Origin of the sequence: Streptomyces tanashiensis (genome assembly GCF_014648895.1) — a bacterium.
In the GTDB taxonomy this organism is placed as follows: domain Bacteria; phylum Actinomycetota; class Actinomycetes; order Streptomycetales; family Streptomycetaceae; genus Streptomyces; species Streptomyces tanashiensis.
This window is the reverse complement of sequence record NZ_BMRZ01000007.1, coordinates 284,257-300,006: the sequence shown is the minus strand read 5'-3', so window position 1 is coordinate 300,006 and position 15,750 is coordinate 284,257. Positions and strand designations below refer to the sequence as shown.

The following is a 15,750-nucleotide window of genomic DNA, read 5'->3' as shown; positions in this document are numbered from 1 at the left end:
CCGGTCATGGCGTCTCCCGCGGGCGGAGCGGGAGCACGGCGTGGACGCGGAAGCCGCCGTCCGGGCGGGCGCCCGCCTCGATGGTGCCACCGAGGGCGGCGGCCCGTTCCCGCATTCCGGCCAGTCCGTTGCCGCTGCCGCCGGCCTCCGTGCCGGTGGCGGGGCCGTCGTCGTCGACGGTCAGCTCCAGCCGTCCCGAGCCGTGCCCGATCCGCACCCGTGCGGTACGCGAACCGGAGTGGCGCACCACGTTCGTGAGCGCCTCCTGCACGATCCGGAAGGCGGCGAGGTCGGCGCCGGGCGGGAGAGCGGCCGGGGGGCCGCTCGACGCGACGGCGACGGTGAGGCCCGCGGCGGCGGCCTGCTCGACGAGGTCGGGGAGCCGGTCGAGGCCGGGGGCCGGGGAGCGGGGGGCGTCACCGGGGGTACGGAGGGTGTCGAGGACCTGCCGGACCTCGCCGAGCGCCTCCTTGCTGGCCGCCTTGATGGTGGTCAGCGCGGTCCTGGCCTGCTCCGGGTCGGAGTCCAGGAGGGCGAGACCGACGCCCGCCTGCACGTTGATCACGGAGATCGAGTGGGCGAGCACGTCGTGGAGTTCACGGGCGATGCGGAGCCGTTCCTCGTCGGCGCGGCGCCGCTCGGCGGCGGCCCGCTCGGCCCGTTGCTGAGCGCCCTGCTCGCGCCGCACCCGGACGGCCTCGGAGGCGGCGAGCACGGCCACGGCGAACGCCGCGGCCGGCAGCTCCTGCCCCCAGGGAGCGGGCCCGTCACCGGCGGGCGGCAGCCACCGGTACAGCCAGTGCGAGAGCAGCAGATGACCCGCCCAGAGCAGGCCGATGGCCCACCAGGCGGCGGTCCGGTGACCGTGGACGACGGCCGCGAAGCAGGCGACGGCGACCATGACGAAGACCGGGCCGTACGGGTATCCGGCCACGAGGTAGCCGAGGGTGACGGCCGTGACGGCGAACACCACCGGCACGGGCCTGCGGTGACGGAACAGCAGCGGGACCGCCCCGAGCAGGAGCAGGAGCCGCCCGACGGCGTCGAGCGCCTCCCGGTCCGGCTGGTTCCGCGCGGCGAACCCGGTTCCCGCCATGACGAGGACGGCGATCAGCAGCGTCGACCGCCAGGGCAGGCCGCCGCCGCGCTCCCACCGCTCCCAGGGCCCGCGCGGCCGCTCCTCGTGCATCCCGGCGTCCATATCGGTCACGCTAGCCGCGCCCGCCCCGCGCGCACGTCAGCCCGGCGGGGTGGTCGCCCCTACTCCCCCGGGAGTACGAGGCCGGCGGCGGGCCGTCGGGTCAGCCGCGCGGGAGCAGGCCCACGTCCTGGCCCAGGCGGCGGGCCGCGGTCGCGAAGAAGGTGTCGCGGTCCTCGACGACGCGGTGGAACTGGCCGAAGACCTCGAAGGAGACGAGGCCGAAGAGCTGCGACCAGGCGGCGACGAGCGCGACGGCGAGGGCGGGCGGCAGGTCCGGGGCGATGTCGGCGCTGATGCGGACGGCTTCGGGGCGCAGGTCGTCCGGCAGCGGCGGGAGCGCGACGCCCTCGCCCGTGTGGGCCCGGCGGGCGATGTCGATGAGGACGAGGCCGACGCGGGAGGCGGGCACGATCGTGTCCTGGGGCGCGGTGTAGCCGGGGACCGGGGAGCCGTAGATCAGGGCGTACTCGTGGGGGTGGGCGACGGCCCAGGCGCGCACCGCCCGGCAGACGGCGGTCCAGCGGTCGAGGGGGCGTTCCTGCTCGGCCGCGGCCGCGGCCTGTTCGGCGGCGGCGCCGACGGAGTCGTAGGCGTCGACGATGAGAGCGGTGAGCAGGTCGTCGCGGCTGGGGAAGTAGCGGTAGAGCGCGGAGGACACCATGCCCAGTTCGCGGGCGACGGCCCGCAGGGACAGCTTGGCGGCGCCTTCGGCGGCGAGCTGGGTGCGGGCCTCGTCCTTGATGGCGGCGGTGATCTCGATACGGGCGCGGGCGCGGGCTCCTCGAACGGTCGTCATGGAGAGCAGTGTGCCACTTTCAGAGCACTGGAATGAAACGAGAGCACCGCTCTTGCTTGTGAGCGCCGAACCGTGCACACTGATCTCAAGCGAGAGCAGTGCTCACACTTTGAAGCCCCAGGAGGCTCCCATGTCCGCCCAGCCCGCCGGCTCCACCCCCTCCCCCGCCGCCGCCCACGTCATGAAGCCCGGCTGGTTCACGGTGAACGTCTTCAACCGCGCCGTCGCCTGGATGACCCGCCGCGGCATCAGCGTCTGGGGCTCCCGCGTGCTCGCCGTCCGCGGCCGCAAGAGCGGCGAATGGCGCCGCACCCCCGTCAACCTCCTGACGGTGGACGGCGCCCAGTACCTCGTCGCCCCCCGCGGCCACGTCCAGTGGACCCACAACATGCGGGCGGCCGGCGGCGGGCAGCTGCACCTCGGCAAGCACGTCCAGGAGTTCACCGCCGTCGAGGTGGGCGACGACGACAAGCCCGCCCTGCTCCGCGCCTACCTCAAGCGCTGGAAGGCCGAGGTCGGTGTCTTCTTCGGCGGCGTCGGCCCCGACTCCTCCGACGAGGAGCTGCGGGCGATCGCGCCCAGGCACCCCGTCTTCCGCATCACGACGACGGGCCCCGCCACCCCGGCGGCGTGAGCCGGCCGGGGCAGCGGAGCCCGTACCCGTCGATCCTCGGTGTGCGCCGCGGTCAGACCTCTTCCGGGGCCTGCTCCCCCTCCGGCTCGGAGGCCGCGCGGTCGCGCGCGCTGACGCCCCGCCCCGCCGGGCCGACGCCGGACGAGGTGTCCATGCGTTTGTCGAGGAGCTCCAGGGCCCGCCGGGCCATGCCGTTCGAGCGGACCATGCCACCGAGCGTGGCCGAGCCGCGGGTGATGTCGGCGAAGGCGTTCCACGCGGGCCGCAGTCCCGTGATCGTCGCGTGCAGCAGCCCCGGGCGCCGCTCGAAGATCGCGAGCATCCGCCGCCCGACCGCCATCTCGACGCCCAGCCCCGCCTTGATGGCGAAGGCGTAGTTCAGGGCCTGGCGCCGCGCGTCGACCGCGTCGTTCGACTCGGCGACCCGGACCGCCCACTCGCCCGCGAGACGGCCCGAGCGCAGCGCGTACGAGATGCCCTCGCGGGTCCACGGCTCCAGGAGACCGGCCGCGTCGCCGCAGACCAGGACCCGGCCGCGGGAGAGCGGCGAGTCGTCGGTGCGGCAGCGCGTCAGATGCCCGGAGGAGATCGTGGGCTCGAAGCCGGCCAGGCCGAGCCGGGCCACGAAGTCCTCCATGTACCGCTTGGTGGCGGCGCCCTCGCCGCGCGCCGAGATGACGCCGACGGTCAGCGTGTCGCCCTTGGGGAACACCCAGCCGTAACTGCCGGGCATCGGACCCCAGTCGATGAGGACCCGCCCCTTCCAGTCCTCCGCCACCGACGGCGGCACGGGAATCTCCGCCTCCAGGCCGAGGTCGACCTGGCCGAGCTTCACCCCCACATGAGCGCCTATCCGGCTGGCGCTGCCGTCGGCGCCGACGACCGCGCGCGCGAGGACGGTCTCACCGTCGGCGAGGACGACGGCGACGGTCCGCCGGTCCGGCACGGCCGGGCCGTGCTGCTCCACCCGGGTCACCGTGGCGCCGGTCCGCAGTTCGGCGCCGGCCTTCTGCGCGTGCTCGACGAGCTGCGCGTCGAACTCCGGACGGTTGATGAGCCCGAAGAGCATCCGGCGCGAGCGGCGGGTGCGGGCGAAGCGTCCGTCCAGGGAGAAGGTGACGGCGTGGACCCGGTCCTGGAGGGGCAGTTCGAAGCCCGGCGGGAGCGTGTCGCGCGAGGGGCCGATGATGCCGCCGCCGCAGGTCTTGTACCGGGGGAGCTCGGACTTCTCCAGAAGCAGCACCCGGCGGCCGGCGACCGCCGCCGCGTAGGCCGCGGACGCGCCGGCGGGACCCGCGCCGACGACCACGACGTCCCAGACCTCCGCCGGCCCGTCGGCCGGCTCGTCGCCCGCCGGGGCCGGTGCCTCGTCCGACGCCGCGTCAGCCGCGTCGGCCGGGAGGGCCGCCGGCTCGGCGCCCGTGCTCCCGGCGGCGCTCCCGGGGGCCTCGGCAGCCGCGCCTTCGGGCTCGATGTGCTCCGGACCGGCGTTCTCTGCGTGCTCGCTGCTCACGTGTGCTTCTGCTCCTGATCCGACCGGTGGTCTGCTCCTGACGCATCCTACGGCGCGGTAGCCAGGGCCCCGCCCGTAGGATCGACGGTGCGTTCGCCGTACCACGACATACGACGAACGTCCTCCTTACGTCGTAACGTCGCACCCATCAGGAGCGTGCCCATGACCTCGAATCCGATCGCCGAGACCGTCCGGTCACTGATGCCCCGGGCCAAGGCCGAGCTCACGGAGCTCGTGGCCTTCGAGTCGGTGGCGGACGAGGCCGTGGCGCCCCGCAGCGAGTGCGAGGGCGCCGCGAACTGGGTCGCGGACGCCCTGCGCGCCGAGGACTTCCAGGACGTGGCGCTGCTCGACACGCCGGACGGCTCGCAGTCCGTGTACGGCGTCCTGCCCGGCCCGGCGGGCGCGCCGACCGTCCTCCTGTACGCGCACTACGACGTCCAGCCGAAGCTGGACGAGTCGGTGTGGCTCTCCCCGCCGTTCACGCTGACCGAGCGGGACGGCCGCTGGTACGGGCGCGGCACCGCCGACTGCAAGGGCGGCTTCATCATGCACCTGCTCGCGCTGCGCGCCCTCAAGGCGAACGGCGGCGTGCCGGTGACGGTCAAGGTCATCGTCGAGGGCTCCGAGGAGCAGGGCACCGGCGGTCTGGAGCGGTACGCGGAGCAGCACCCCGAGCTCCTCACGGCCGACGCCATCGTGATCGGCGACGCGGGCAACTTCCGCGTGGGCCTGCCGACCGTGACCGCGACCCTGCGCGGCATGACGATGATCCGGGTCACGATCGACACCCTGGAGGGCAATCTGCACTCCGGTCAGTTCGGTGGCGCGGCGCCCGACGCGCTGGCCGCGCTGATCCGCGTCCTGGACTCGCTGCGGGGCCCCGACGGCTCCACCGTCATCGACGGCCTCGCGGGCGACCAGGTATGGGAGGGCCTCCAGTACCCGGAGGAGGACTTCCGCCAGGACGCCAAGGTGCTCGCGGGCGTGTCCCTGCCGGGTGCCGGCACGGTCGCCGACCGGATCTGGGCGCGCCCCGCGGTCACGGTCATCGGCATCGACTGCCACCCGGTGGCCGGCGCGACCCCGTCGGTCCCGAAGTCGGCCCGCGCGCAGATCAGCCTGCGGGTGCCGCCGGGCGAGGACGCGGCCGAGGTGACGAAGCTCCTCTTCGCCCACATCGAGAAGCACACCCCGTGGGACGCCCGGGTGTCCCTGGAGCAGGTCGGCCAGGGCCAGCCGTTCCAGGCGGACACCACCAGCCCGGCGTACGCGTCGATGGCGGAGGCGATGCGGATCGCGTACCCCGGCGAGGAGATGCAGACGGCGGGCATGGGCGGCTCGATCCCGCTGTGCAACACGCTGGCCTCGCTCTACCCGGAGTCGGAGATCCTGCTGATCGGCCTGAGCGAGCCGGAGGCGCAGATCCACGCGCCGAACGAGTCCGTCTCGCCGGAGGAGCTGGAGCGGCTCTCGGTGGCCGAGGCGCACTTCCTCGTCAACTACGCCCGCTCGAAGCAGGTCTGACACTCGATCGGTTCAGCGCTCGGCGAAGCTCGCCGAGAGCGTAGAAACATACGGCGGACCTGCCCGGATGCGTAGGTTCGCCGTATGGCATCCATCGAACTCAGCAGGATCACACCGCGGTTGCACCTCCTCGACTTCTCCATCGGCCAGGCCTACCTGTGGCAGGACGAGGAGGAGCTGACCCTGATCGACGCCGGCTGGGCCGGCACGGCGGACGGCACGGCCGCGGCGATCCGCTCGGCCGGCCTGGACCCGGACCTGTTGCGCCGGATCGTGCTGACCCACTGCCACCGGGACCACGTGGGCTCGGCCCAGGAGCTGGCGGACCGGCACGGGGCCGAGATCCTCGCGCACCGGCTCGACGCGCCGGTGATCCGGGGTGAGGCCCCGGTCCCGGAGCCCGACCTCCTGGACTGGGAACGCCCCCTCTTCGCGCACGGTCTCACCACCCCCGAGGCGCCGCCGACCCGGGTCGACCGGGAGGTCGAGGACGGCGAGGAGCTCGGCTTCGGCGACGGCGCCGTGGTGGTGCACGCCCCGGGCCACACGCCCGGCTCGATCGCCGTCCATCTGCCGCGCCACGGCGTGCTGTTCGGCGGGGACACGGTGGCCTCGGTGCCGGATGTGATGTTCGGCGTCTTCCACGTCGACCGCGCCCTCGCCCTGGACTCGATGCGGGCGCTCGCGAAGCTCGCCCCCTCGGTGCTGTGCTGCGGGCACGGGGCGCCGGTGACCACGGACACGGCGGACCGGCTGACGGCGGCCGCGGCGGAGGCCCGGGCGTAGCCGCGGCGCAGGGCGCGGGCGCAGGGGGCGGGTGAAGAGGCCGGGTGGAGAAGCCGGCTGGAGAAGCCGGCCGGGAGATCAGCCCACCGGTACGCCCGCCTCCAGGTTGAGGACCGTGCCGCGTTCGCGGGCGCGGAGGGCCCAGCGGAGGCGGCGGTAGCGGACGGGGGGCAGCAGCTCCGCGGCCTCCTCCTCGGTGACGAACCGCCAGCCGCGGAGTTCGGCGCCGGGGAGGCGGAGGCGCTCGGTGTCGGCGGTGCGGAGGGTGCCGCCGTCGAAGAGGAGACGCAGCCCGCCGTAGCCCGGGGGCTGGGGGCGCTCCCAGTCGACGAGCAGCAGACGGGGGACGGCCTCGAGTTCGAGGCCGATCTCCTCGGCCACCTCGCGCATACCGGCCCGGGCCGGGGCCTCGCCGGGTTCGACGACGCCGCCGGGGAACTCCCAGCCGGGCTTGTAGGTGGGGTCGACGAGCAGGAAGCGGTCCTGTTCGTCGAAGAGCAGGACGCCGGCGGCGAGGGTCTCGCCGGTCGGCTCGGGCGTCTGGACGATGCCGCAGGGTGCGATGTCCCCGCCCCGGACCGCGTCGGCGACGGCCCGGGCGGCCTCGGCCACGGTGAGTGCCGAGGTGTCGAGCGTGTAGGCGTCGGCGGCGAGCCAGTCGAGGGCGGCGCGGTACGGCGGCAGGTGCTCGTGGCACCACTCCCGGACGCGCGCGTCGACCTCGGGGTCTCCGTACTCCGCCCGGCCGTCTATCCGCTCCCGCAGGATCGTTTCCTCCGGGGCGAGCAGCACATGGCGCACGTCGATGCGGCGGGCGGCGAGCCCACCGAAGATCTCGTCCCGGTACTCCTGGCGGAGCAGGGTCATCGGCACGACGAGGACGCCGCCGACCTCGGCGAGCAGGGCGGCGGCGGTGTCGACGACCAGGCGGCGCCAGATCGGCAGGTCCTGATAGTCCTCGACCTCGGCGAGCCGCTTGGCCGGCAGGAGCCCGCGCAGCCCTCCGCCGGTGACCTCGGGGTCGTACAGGGTGCTGTTCGGGATCAGATCGACCAGCTCGCGCGCGGTGCTCGATTTTCCCGCGCCGAACGTACCGTTGATCCAGACGATCACGTTTCCCCCTCATCGATAGCCCCCAGTGGCTTGCCCGCAACACCCTGCCACGGAAACCACGAACACATGTCTCGGCATGTGCGTGACACTTCCGTGCGGCCGTCGTTGAGAACGGCGAGCACGAGGGGGTGCGGAGATGAGTCGTACGGTTCTCGAACGGTTTCCGGCCGGCGGCCCGCGGGGCAGCTGGCCGGCGGAGGAGTTCGCCGGGGCGCGGCGCGAGGAGGGGGTGCCGGCCCGGGTCGTGATGGACCTGGAGTCCGACACGTTCCTGGTGGTCGTCGAGCAACGGACGCCGGAACGGGTACGGGAGTGAGCGGCGGCCCGGGTGCGGGGGTGCGTACCGGCCCGGGTACGGGGGTGCGTACCGGCCCGGGTGCGGTGATGAACGCGGGTACGGGTACGGGTACGGGGACGGGCGTGGGTGCGGGGCCGTGGCCCCTCAGCCCGTGGCTCCCGACCCGGCGTGCATCGCCGCCGCCGCGGCCCCGAGGAGGCCCGCGTCCGTGCCGGTGACGGCGGGGACGACCGTCAGGTTCCGGACGAAGGAGAGCGTGGCGTAGGCGCCGAGGCTGCGCCGGAGCGGGGCGAAGAGGACCTCGCCCGCGCCCGCCACCCCGCCGCCGACGACCGCGATGTCGATCTCGACGAGGGCGGCGGTGGCGGCGATGCCCGCCGCGAGCGCCTGGGCCGCGCGCTCGAACGAGGCGAGGGCGACCGGGTCCCCGGCGTGCGCGGAGGCGGCCACGGCGGCGGCGGAGACGTCGCCGTCGGGCCCCGGCCGCCAGCCGTTGTCCAGGGCGCGGCGGGCGAGGTGCGGGCCGCTGGCGATGCGTTCGACGCAGCCGCGCCCGCCGCAGGCGCAGGGCTCGCCGTCGAGGTCCACCGGGACGTGGCCGATGTGACCGGCGTTGCCGGTGGGTCCGGGGCGGACCCGGCCGTCGAGGACGAGGCCGCCTCCGACGCCCGTGGAGACCACGAGACAGAGCGCGTTGGCGTGGCCCCGGGCCGCCCCGAGCCAGTGTTCGGCGGCCGTCATGGCGACGCCGTCGCCGACGAGGGTGACCGGCCGGCCCGCCGTGGCCCGGCGGACCCGCTCGACGAGCGGGTAGGCGCGCCAGCCGGGCACGTTCACGGGGCTGACGGTCCCTCGGGAGGCGTCGACCGGCCCCGCGCTGCCGATGCCGACGGTCCCTGCGGACGCCCAGAGCGGGGAGGCCGCGAGGTCGGCGAGCACCGCCTCGACCGCCGCCATCACCGTCTCGCCGTCCTCACGCGCGGGCGTGGGCCGCTGGGCACGCACGCGGATGCGGCCCTCGCCGTCGACCAGGGCGCCTGCGATCTTGGTGCCCCCGATGTCGAGGGCGGCGACGAGGCCCGTGGCGGGGTCGGTGTGCATGGGCGCGAGGTCTCCAGTCGGCGGCCGGGAAGAACGTCAGGTCGTTCCGTGCGGTCTTCACAGTCTTCCGTGCGGTGACAACGTTGTCCAGGGCCTATGCTCGAACCGAGATCGACTCGACACCCTACGGAGGAACCGCACACCGTGGCCGACATCGCCCGCCGCACCGAGCACCGCTACGGCAACCGGCCCACGATGAAGGACGTCGCCGCCCGGGCGGGCGTCGGTCTCAAGACGGTCTCCCGGGTCGTCAACGGCGAACCGGGCGTCACCCCGGACACCGAGCGCCGGGTGCGGGAGGCCATCGAGATCCTCGGCTTCCGCCGCAACGACAGCGCGCGGGTCCTGCGCAAGGGCAGGACGGCGACCGTCGGTCTGGTCCTGGAGGATCTCGCGGACCCCTTCTACGGGCCGCTCAGCCGGGCGGTCGAGGAGGTCGCGCGGGCGCACGGGGCGCTGCTGTTCAACGGCTCCAGCGCCGAGGACCCGGAACGGGAGCAGGAGTTGGCGCTCGCGCTGTGCGCGCGCCGGGTCGACGGTCTCATCGTCATCCCCGCCGGTGACGACCACCGGTATCTGGAGCCCGAGATGAGGGCGGGCGTCGCCACGGTCTTCGTCGACCGGCCCGCCGGTCGGATCGACGCCGACGCCGTCCTCTCGGACAGCTTCGGCGGGGCGCGCGGCGGGGTGGCCCATCTGATCGCACACGGCCACCGCCGGATCGGCTTCATCGGCGACCGTCCCCGCATCCACACCGCGGCCGAGCGGCTGCGTGGCTACCGGGCGGCGATGGAGGACGCGGGCCTCCCGGTCCGGGACGCCTGGGTCTCCCTCGGGTCCACCGACCCGGAGCGCGTGAGCACGGCGGTACGGGAGATGTTGGCGGCATCCGAGCCCGTGACGGCCCTGTTCTCGGGGAACAACCGGGTCACCGTGACGGTGGTCCGGGCCCTCGCCCGGCACGGGCAGCCGGTCGCCCTGGTGGGCTTCGACGACATCGAACTGGCCGATCTGCTCGGCGTCACGGTCGTCGCCCAGGACGCCGCCGCGCTCGGCAGGACCGCGGCGGAGCGGCTCTTCCGGCGCCTCGACGGAGCCGAGGAGGCGCCGGAGCGGCTGGTGCTCGGCACGACGCTGCTCGCCCGTGGATCGGGCGAGATCGCGCCGTCGGACGTCTGAGGTCGCTCGCTCAGCAGATCCGCAGGCCCGCCACGGGGCCCCCGCCCGCACCGCCCGACAGGTGGAGCACGCTGAGGTAGACGTTCGTGTTGCCGCTGTCGTCGTCGGTGCGGGCGAACCAGCGGCTGGTGCTTCCGCCGTACGTCTCGGTCCGGTCCAGATCGACCTGGCAGGAGAAGGTGTGCGGACCGGCGCCGACCGTGCCCATCTCGCCGCCGTCGTAACGGGTGGTGGTGGCGCTGCGCACCACCTGGCAGCTCGCCGAGGAGCCGGAGGCGGTGCACCCGGAGGCGGGCGGCGGGGCCTCGGTGGTGGGCTGCGTCGTGGCGCCGCCGCCGGAGGAGCTGCCGGTCGTGCTCGAACCACCGGCCGCGGCGGCGCCTCCGCCGGGCTTGCCGGGGGCAGTCGTGGCGCCGCCTCCGCCGCCCGCTCCGGACGCCGTCTCCGCATCCGTACCGCCCGCGGCCGGGCCACCCGCCGCCGGGTCCCGGTCCGATCCTTCGGAGCCGGGGTCGCCGGTGGCCGTCGCCCCGCCGGCCGCCGCGCCGGACTCCCGGCCCGAGGGGGTGGCACCGGCGGAGGGGGTCGCGGTGCCGCTCGGCCGCCCGGAGGGCGCGTTGCTGCTGCCCGGATCCAGGACGCGGCCGGGGTCGCCGCCGGCGGCGCCGCCCCGGTCGCCGTCCTGCGGGGTCTCGCCGGTGGCCCGCGTGCTGTTGTCGTGGTCCATGAGGGCGTACGTGACGCCTCCGCCGGCCAGCAGGACCGCGGCCACGGCGGCGGCGATCAGCACGTTCCCCCGGCGGGGCTTCGTCCCGGCGCGCCGGGCGGCCCGCGTCCCGGCGCGGGCGCCGGGTCCGGTCTCCGGCCCCACGGGTGGCACGGGGACGGCGGGCCCGAAGGCCCCGCCGAGCGGAGCGGCACCGTGCGGAGCGACCGCGGGCCCGGGCACCGAGCCTTCGGCCGTCCCCGCGTACGGGTTCCGCTCCGCGGAAGCGGCGTACGGATGCGGCTCGGCGGAAGCCGCGTGGGGGCTCACGTCCGCCGGAGGCGCGTAAGGGTTCTGGTCCGCGGAAGCCGCGTACGGGTTCGGGCCCACGGGACCCGCGCCGGGATTCGCGCCTGCCGGACCCGCGTACGCACTCGGCTCCGCGGAAGCCGCGTGCGGGTTCGGGTCCACGGGACCCGCGTACGGGTCCGGGGCCGGGGCCCCCGGCGTGGGCGCCTCGGCGGCGAGCCCGGCTCCGCCCGTCATCGCCTCCGGCGCGCCTTCCGGTTCCGGTGTCGGCTCCCCCACCGCGCCCAGGAGCCGTGCCGCCTCGCGGGCGGTCGGGCGGGAGGCGGGGTCCTTGTCCAGGAGGCGGAGCAGGACCGGGGCGAGGGGTCCGGCGCGTCGGGGCTCCGGGAGGGGTTCGGTGACGATGGCGGCCAGGGTCGACCAGGTCGACGTACGACGGAAGGGCGAGGCGCCCTCGACCGCCGCGTACAGGGTCGCGCCCAGCGCCCACACGTCCGAAGCGGGGCCCGGGTCCTGGCCGCGGGCGCGCTCGGGGGCGAGGAAGTCGAGGGAGCCGACGATCTCGCCGCTGCGGGTGAGGTGGGTCGCGGAGCCGTCGCCGGGGTCCTCCATCGTGGCGATGCCGAAGTCGGTGAGGACGATCCGGCCCGAGCGGTCGAGCAGGATGTTGCCGGGCTTCACGTCGCGGTGGAGGACGCCCACGTCGTGCGCGGCGGCCAGCGCCTCCAGGACGTGGGCGCCGATGCGGGCGGCCTCGACGGGGTCGACGGTGCCGCGTTCGCCGAGGACGTCGTCGAGGGAGGGCCCGTCGACGAGCTCCATGACGATGACGGGCCGGCCCTCGTGCTCGGTGACGTCGTGGACGGCCACGACTCCGGGGTGGCGGACCCGGGCGGCGGCGCGTGCCTCGCGGGTCATCCGCAGGCGCAGGTCGGCCAGTTCGGGCGCGGCCGCGTCCGTGTACGTACGGAGTTCCTTGACGGCGACCTCACGGCCGAGCACCTCGTCGACGGCCCGCCAGACGACGCCCATGCCTCCGCGCCCGAGCTGCCGCACGATTCTGTAGCGGCCCGCGAGCCGCCCGTTCTCCCCCGATGACACCGCTGCCCCGTCCCCTGTCGATCATGTGAACTCGACAAGAGTACGGGGCAGTTGGCGCGAAAGTGACCGTTTAGCGATCAGTGGTGACCGTGAGGTCGCCTCGGCGCGGGGCGGCGAAGCGGTCGAGGTCGGCGCGGGTCATGCCGGTGAGGGCGTCGACCTCGGCGGTGTCGAGCGCGCCGCAGTCGATGCCGCGCAGCAGGTAGGAGCTGAGGGCCTTGGCGGTGGCGGGCTCGTCCATCACGTCGCCGCCGGCGTGGTTGGCGTAGGCGGAGAGGCGCTTGGCGGCGGCCTCGAAGCCCTCGCGGTAGAAGGCGAAGACGGCGGCGTAGCGGGTGGGGATGTGGCCGGGGTGCATGTCCCAGCCCTGGTAGTAGGCGCGGGCGAGGGCGCGGCGGGTGAGGCCGTAGTGCAGGCGCCAGGCCTCGTGGACGTGCTCGGTGGAGCCGACGGGCAGGACGTTCGTGGAGCCGTCGGAGACGCGGACGCCGGTGCCGGCGGCGGCGACCTGCATGATCGCCTTGGCGTGGTCGGCGGCCGGGTGGTCGCTGGCCTGGTAGGCGGCGGAGACGCCGAGGCAGGCGCTGTAGTCGAAGGTGCCGTAGTGCAGTCCGGTGGCGCGGCCCTCGGCGGCGCCGATCATGCGGGCGACGGCGGCGGTGCCGTCGGTGGCCAGGATGGACTGGCTGGTCTCGATCTGGATCTCGAAGCCGAGGCGGCCCGCGTCGAGGCCGTGGGCCTTCTCGAAGGCCTCCAGGAGGCGGACGAAGGCGGAGACCTGCTCGGGGTAGGTGACCTTGGGGAGGGTGAGGACGAGGCCGTCGGGGAGGCCGCCGTTCTCCAGGAGTCCGGTGAGGAAGACGTCGGTGGTCCGGATGCCGCGGTCGCGCACGGCGGACTCCATGCACTTCATCCGGATGCCCATGTACGGGGCGGCGGTGCCGTTCTCGTACGCCTCGGAGATCAGGCGGGCGGCGCGGGCGGCGTCCTGATCCTCGTCCTGGCCCGCGTACCCGTCCTCGAAGTCGACGCGGAGGTCCTCGATGGGCTCGCGCTCCAGCTTGGCCCGTACGCGGCCGTAGACGTCCTCGGCGAGGTCGTCGGAGAGGCCGAGGACGGCGGCGAAGGAGGCGGCGTCGGGGGCGTGCTCGTCGAGGGCGGCGAGGGCCTGGTCGCCCCAGGAGCGGATGGTGCCGGCCTCGAAGGCGTTGCCGGGGACGTAGACGGTGTGGACGGGCTGGCGGGTGCCGGGGTCTCCCGGGTAGCGCCGGTCGAGCTCGGCGTCCACCGCTGCGAGGGAGGCGCTGATGCCCTCGCTGACCGCGCCGGCGAGGCTCGTCGACACCTTCTCCTGCTGACCCATCCTGCATCCTCCTGTTTTCCGCTGCACGGAATCAACAATCCGTATAGCGAAGTTAGTAGGCCGTCGGGACCTGAGTCAATGGTTGTCCGAAACGGCCGAGGGCCGCACGGCGACAGATCGCCGTGCGGCCCCCGGGACCGACAGAACCGCAGGTCATCAGCCCTTGCGGGACTTGACCTCTTCGGTCAGCTGCGGGACGACGTCGAAGAGGTCGCCCACGACGCCGTAGTCGACGAGGTCGAAGATCGGAGCCTCGGCGTCCTTGTTGATGGCGACGATGGTCTTCGAGGTCTGCATGCCCGCGCGGTGCTGGATCGCGCCGGAGATGCCGGAGGCGATGTACAGCTGCGGCGAGACCGACTTGCCGGTCTGGCCGACCTGGTTGGAGTGCGGGTACCAGCCGGCGTCGACGGCGGCGCGCGAGGCGCCGACGGCGGCACCGAGCGAGTCGGCGAGCGCCTCGATGATCGCGAAGTTCTCGGCACCGTTGACGCCGCGGCCGCCGGAGACCACGATCGCGGCCTCGGTCAGCTCCGGGCGGCCGGTCGACTCGCGCGGGGTGCGGGCCGTGACCTTGGTGCCGGTGGCCAGCGCACCGAAGGAGACCGCGAGGGCCTCGACGGCGCCGGCGGCCGGGGCGGCCTCCACGGGGGCCGAGTTCGGCTTGACCGTGATGACCGGAGTGCCCTTGGAGACACGGGACTTGGTGGTGAAGGACGCGGCGAACGCGGACTGCGTCGCGACCGGGCCCTCGTCACCGGCCTCCAGGTCCACGGCGTCCGTGATGATGCCGGAGCCGATGCGCACCGCGAGGCGGGCGGCGATCTCCTTGCCCTCGGCGGAGGACGGGACGAGCACGGCGGCCGGAGAGACGGCGGCGACGGCGGCCTGGAGCGCGTCGACCTTCGGGACGACGAGGTACTCGGCGAACTCGGGGGCGTCGGCCGTGAGGACCTTCACCGCGCCGTGCTCGGCGAGCGCGGCGGCGGTGTCGGCGGCGCCGTTGCCGAGCGCGACGGCGACCGGGTCGCCGATGCGGCGGGCGAGGGTCAGCAGCTCGAGGGTGGGCTTGCGGACGGCTCCGTCGACGTGGTCGACGTAGACGAGAATCTCAGCCATGGGACTTCAATCTCCTGCGAACGAAAGGGGCGGTCTGAGGGGCTCGCGCGAGCCTTAGATGAACTTCTGGCTCGCGAGGTACTCGGCCAGCTGCTTGCCGCCCTCGCCCTCGTCCTTGACGATCGTGCCCGCGGTGCGCGCCGGACGCTCGGCGGCGGAGTCGACCGCGGTCCAGGCGCCGGCGAGGCCGACCTCGTCCGCGTCGATGTCCAGGTCGTCCAGCTCCAGGGACTCCACCGGCTTCTTCTTGGCGGCCATGATGCCCTTGAAGGACGGGTAGCGGGCCTCGCCCGACTGGTCCGTCACGGAGACGACGGCCGGAAGCGAGGCCTCCAGCTGCTCGGAGGCGGTGTCGCCGTCGCGGCGGCCCTTCACGACGCCGTCCTCGATGGAGACCTCGGAGAGCAGCGTGACCTGCGGGACGCCCAGACGCTCGGCGAGGATCGCCGGGAGGACACCCATGGTGCCGTCGGTGGAGGCCATGCCGGCGATGACGACGTCGTAGCCGACCTTCTCGATCGCCTTGGCGAGCACCAGCGAGGTGCCCATGACGTCGGTGCCGTGCAGGTCGTCGTCCTCGACGTGGACGGCCTTGTCGGCGCCCATGGAGAGCGCCTTGCGGAGCGCGTCCTTGGCGTCCTCGGGGCCGACCGTGAGCACGGTGACCTCGGCGTCGTCGGCCTCTTCGGCGATCTGCAGGGCCTGCTCGACGGCGTACTCGTCGAGCTCCGACAGCAGGCCGTCGACGTCGTCGCGGTCGACGGTCAGGTCATCGGCGAAGTGCCGGTCGCCGGTGGCGTCGGGCACGTACTTCACACAGACAACGATCCTCAAGCTCACGCCGGCTCTCCTACTGCATCGGTCATTACTGGGCTGCCTTGTTGCTCGCAGCATAGGCGCCTGAAGGGCGGGTTTCCGGTCGGGGCGCCACACGCCCCGACCGGAATATTACTCGTCAGTACACCCAGTTCGTTACCGCTGAGCAAGCGCTCAGGCATGTGACC

14 protein-coding genes are annotated in these 15,750 nt (G+C 74.2%); 5 read left to right on the top strand and 9 right to left on the bottom strand.

The genetic code is table 11. The annotated features are described in order from the left end of the window. Positions 1–4: 4 nt before the first annotated feature. Both IE237_RS22960 and IE237_RS22955 read right to left on the bottom strand, forming a co-directional pair. The gene (locus tag IE237_RS22960) at positions 5–1,201 is read right to left on the bottom strand and encodes a sensor histidine kinase (RefSeq protein ID WP_370468248.1); all 1,197 of its coding nucleotides are present in this window, start codon (positions 1,199–1,201) and stop codon (positions 5–7) included. 100 nt (positions 1,202–1,301) lie between these two features. Further along, on the bottom strand, positions 1,302–1,997 hold the full coding sequence (locus IE237_RS22955) for a TetR/AcrR family transcriptional regulator (protein ID WP_189803949.1): 696 nt from the start codon (positions 1,995–1,997) through the stop codon (positions 1,302–1,304). A gap of 130 nt (positions 1,998–2,127) precedes the next feature. Between IE237_RS22955 and IE237_RS22950 the strand changes: the two genes are divergently transcribed. Continuing rightward, the gene (locus tag IE237_RS22950; RefSeq protein ID WP_189803948.1) at positions 2,128–2,631 is read left to right on the top strand and encodes a nitroreductase family deazaflavin-dependent oxidoreductase; all 504 of its coding nucleotides are present in this window, start codon (positions 2,128–2,130) and stop codon (positions 2,629–2,631) included. A 52-nt stretch (positions 2,632–2,683) separates the two neighbouring features. Here the strand turns inward: IE237_RS22950 and IE237_RS22945 are convergent, their stop codons facing one another. Next, positions 2,684–3,940 (bottom strand): geranylgeranyl reductase family protein, encoded by a 1,257-nt coding sequence (locus tag IE237_RS22945; RefSeq protein ID WP_229842841.1) that lies wholly within the window; start codon positions 3,938–3,940, stop codon positions 2,684–2,686. Positions 3,941–4,306: 366 nt separating this feature from the next. Between IE237_RS22945 and IE237_RS22940 the strand changes: the two genes are divergently transcribed. Next, positions 4,307–5,671, top strand: coding sequence for a dipeptidase (locus IE237_RS22940; RefSeq protein ID WP_189803946.1), 1,365 nt, complete (start codon positions 4,307–4,309; stop codon positions 5,669–5,671). 84 nt (positions 5,672–5,755) lie between these two features. After that, entirely contained in the window at positions 5,756–6,457 is a 702-nt protein-coding gene (locus IE237_RS22935) for an MBL fold metallo-hydrolase (protein ID WP_370468247.1), read from the top strand. A 78-nt stretch (positions 6,458–6,535) separates the two neighbouring features. Here the strand turns inward: IE237_RS22935 and IE237_RS22930 are convergent, their stop codons facing one another. Next, positions 6,536–7,570, bottom strand: coding sequence for an NUDIX hydrolase (locus IE237_RS22930; RefSeq protein WP_189803945.1), 1,035 nt, complete (start codon positions 7,568–7,570; stop codon positions 6,536–6,538). 136 nt (positions 7,571–7,706) lie between these two features. Between IE237_RS22930 and IE237_RS22925 the strand changes: the two genes are divergently transcribed. Further along, a complete protein-coding gene (locus IE237_RS22925) occupies positions 7,707–7,886 on the top strand; it encodes a DUF8839 family protein (RefSeq protein ID WP_189803944.1) in 180 nt (59 codons plus the stop codon). A gap of 126 nt (positions 7,887–8,012) precedes the next feature. On the opposite strand, the gene IE237_RS22920 is transcribed toward IE237_RS22925, so the two are convergent. Next, positions 8,013–8,969 carry an ROK family protein gene (locus IE237_RS22920; protein ID WP_189803943.1) on the bottom strand — a complete coding sequence of 319 codons (957 nt, stop codon included), beginning with the start codon at positions 8,967–8,969 and terminating at the stop codon, positions 8,013–8,015. A gap of 144 nt (positions 8,970–9,113) precedes the next feature. Between IE237_RS22920 and IE237_RS22915 the strand changes: the two genes are divergently transcribed. After that, complete coding sequence (locus IE237_RS22915) at positions 9,114–10,148, top strand: LacI family DNA-binding transcriptional regulator (RefSeq protein WP_189803942.1); 1,035 nt, start codon at positions 9,114–9,116, stop codon at positions 10,146–10,148. Positions 10,149–10,158: 10 nt separating this feature from the next. On the opposite strand, the gene IE237_RS22910 is transcribed toward IE237_RS22915, so the two are convergent. The 4 genes from IE237_RS22910 to IE237_RS22895 all read right to left on the bottom strand — a co-directional run bounded on the left by IE237_RS22910 (position 10,159) and on the right by IE237_RS22895 (position 15,586). Further along, positions 10,159–12,195 carry a protein kinase domain-containing protein gene (locus IE237_RS22910; RefSeq protein WP_189803941.1) on the bottom strand — a complete coding sequence of 679 codons (2,037 nt, stop codon included), beginning with the start codon at positions 12,193–12,195 and terminating at the stop codon, positions 10,159–10,161. Positions 12,196–12,334: 139 nt separating this feature from the next. Further along, the gene (locus IE237_RS22905; protein ID WP_189803940.1) at positions 12,335–13,627 is read right to left on the bottom strand and encodes a DUF6986 family protein; all 1,293 of its coding nucleotides are present in this window, start codon (positions 13,625–13,627) and stop codon (positions 12,335–12,337) included. Positions 13,628–13,783: 156 nt separating this feature from the next. Then, a complete protein-coding gene (locus IE237_RS22900; protein ID WP_189803939.1) occupies positions 13,784–14,746 on the bottom strand; it encodes an electron transfer flavoprotein subunit alpha/FixB family protein in 963 nt (320 codons plus the stop codon). A 54-nt stretch (positions 14,747–14,800) separates the two neighbouring features. Further along, positions 14,801–15,586: an electron transfer flavoprotein subunit beta/FixA family protein gene (locus tag IE237_RS22895; RefSeq protein WP_189803938.1), complete on the bottom strand. Its 786-nt coding sequence runs from the start codon at positions 15,584–15,586 to the stop codon at positions 14,801–14,803. Between the last annotated feature and the right edge of the window lie 164 nt (positions 15,587–15,750).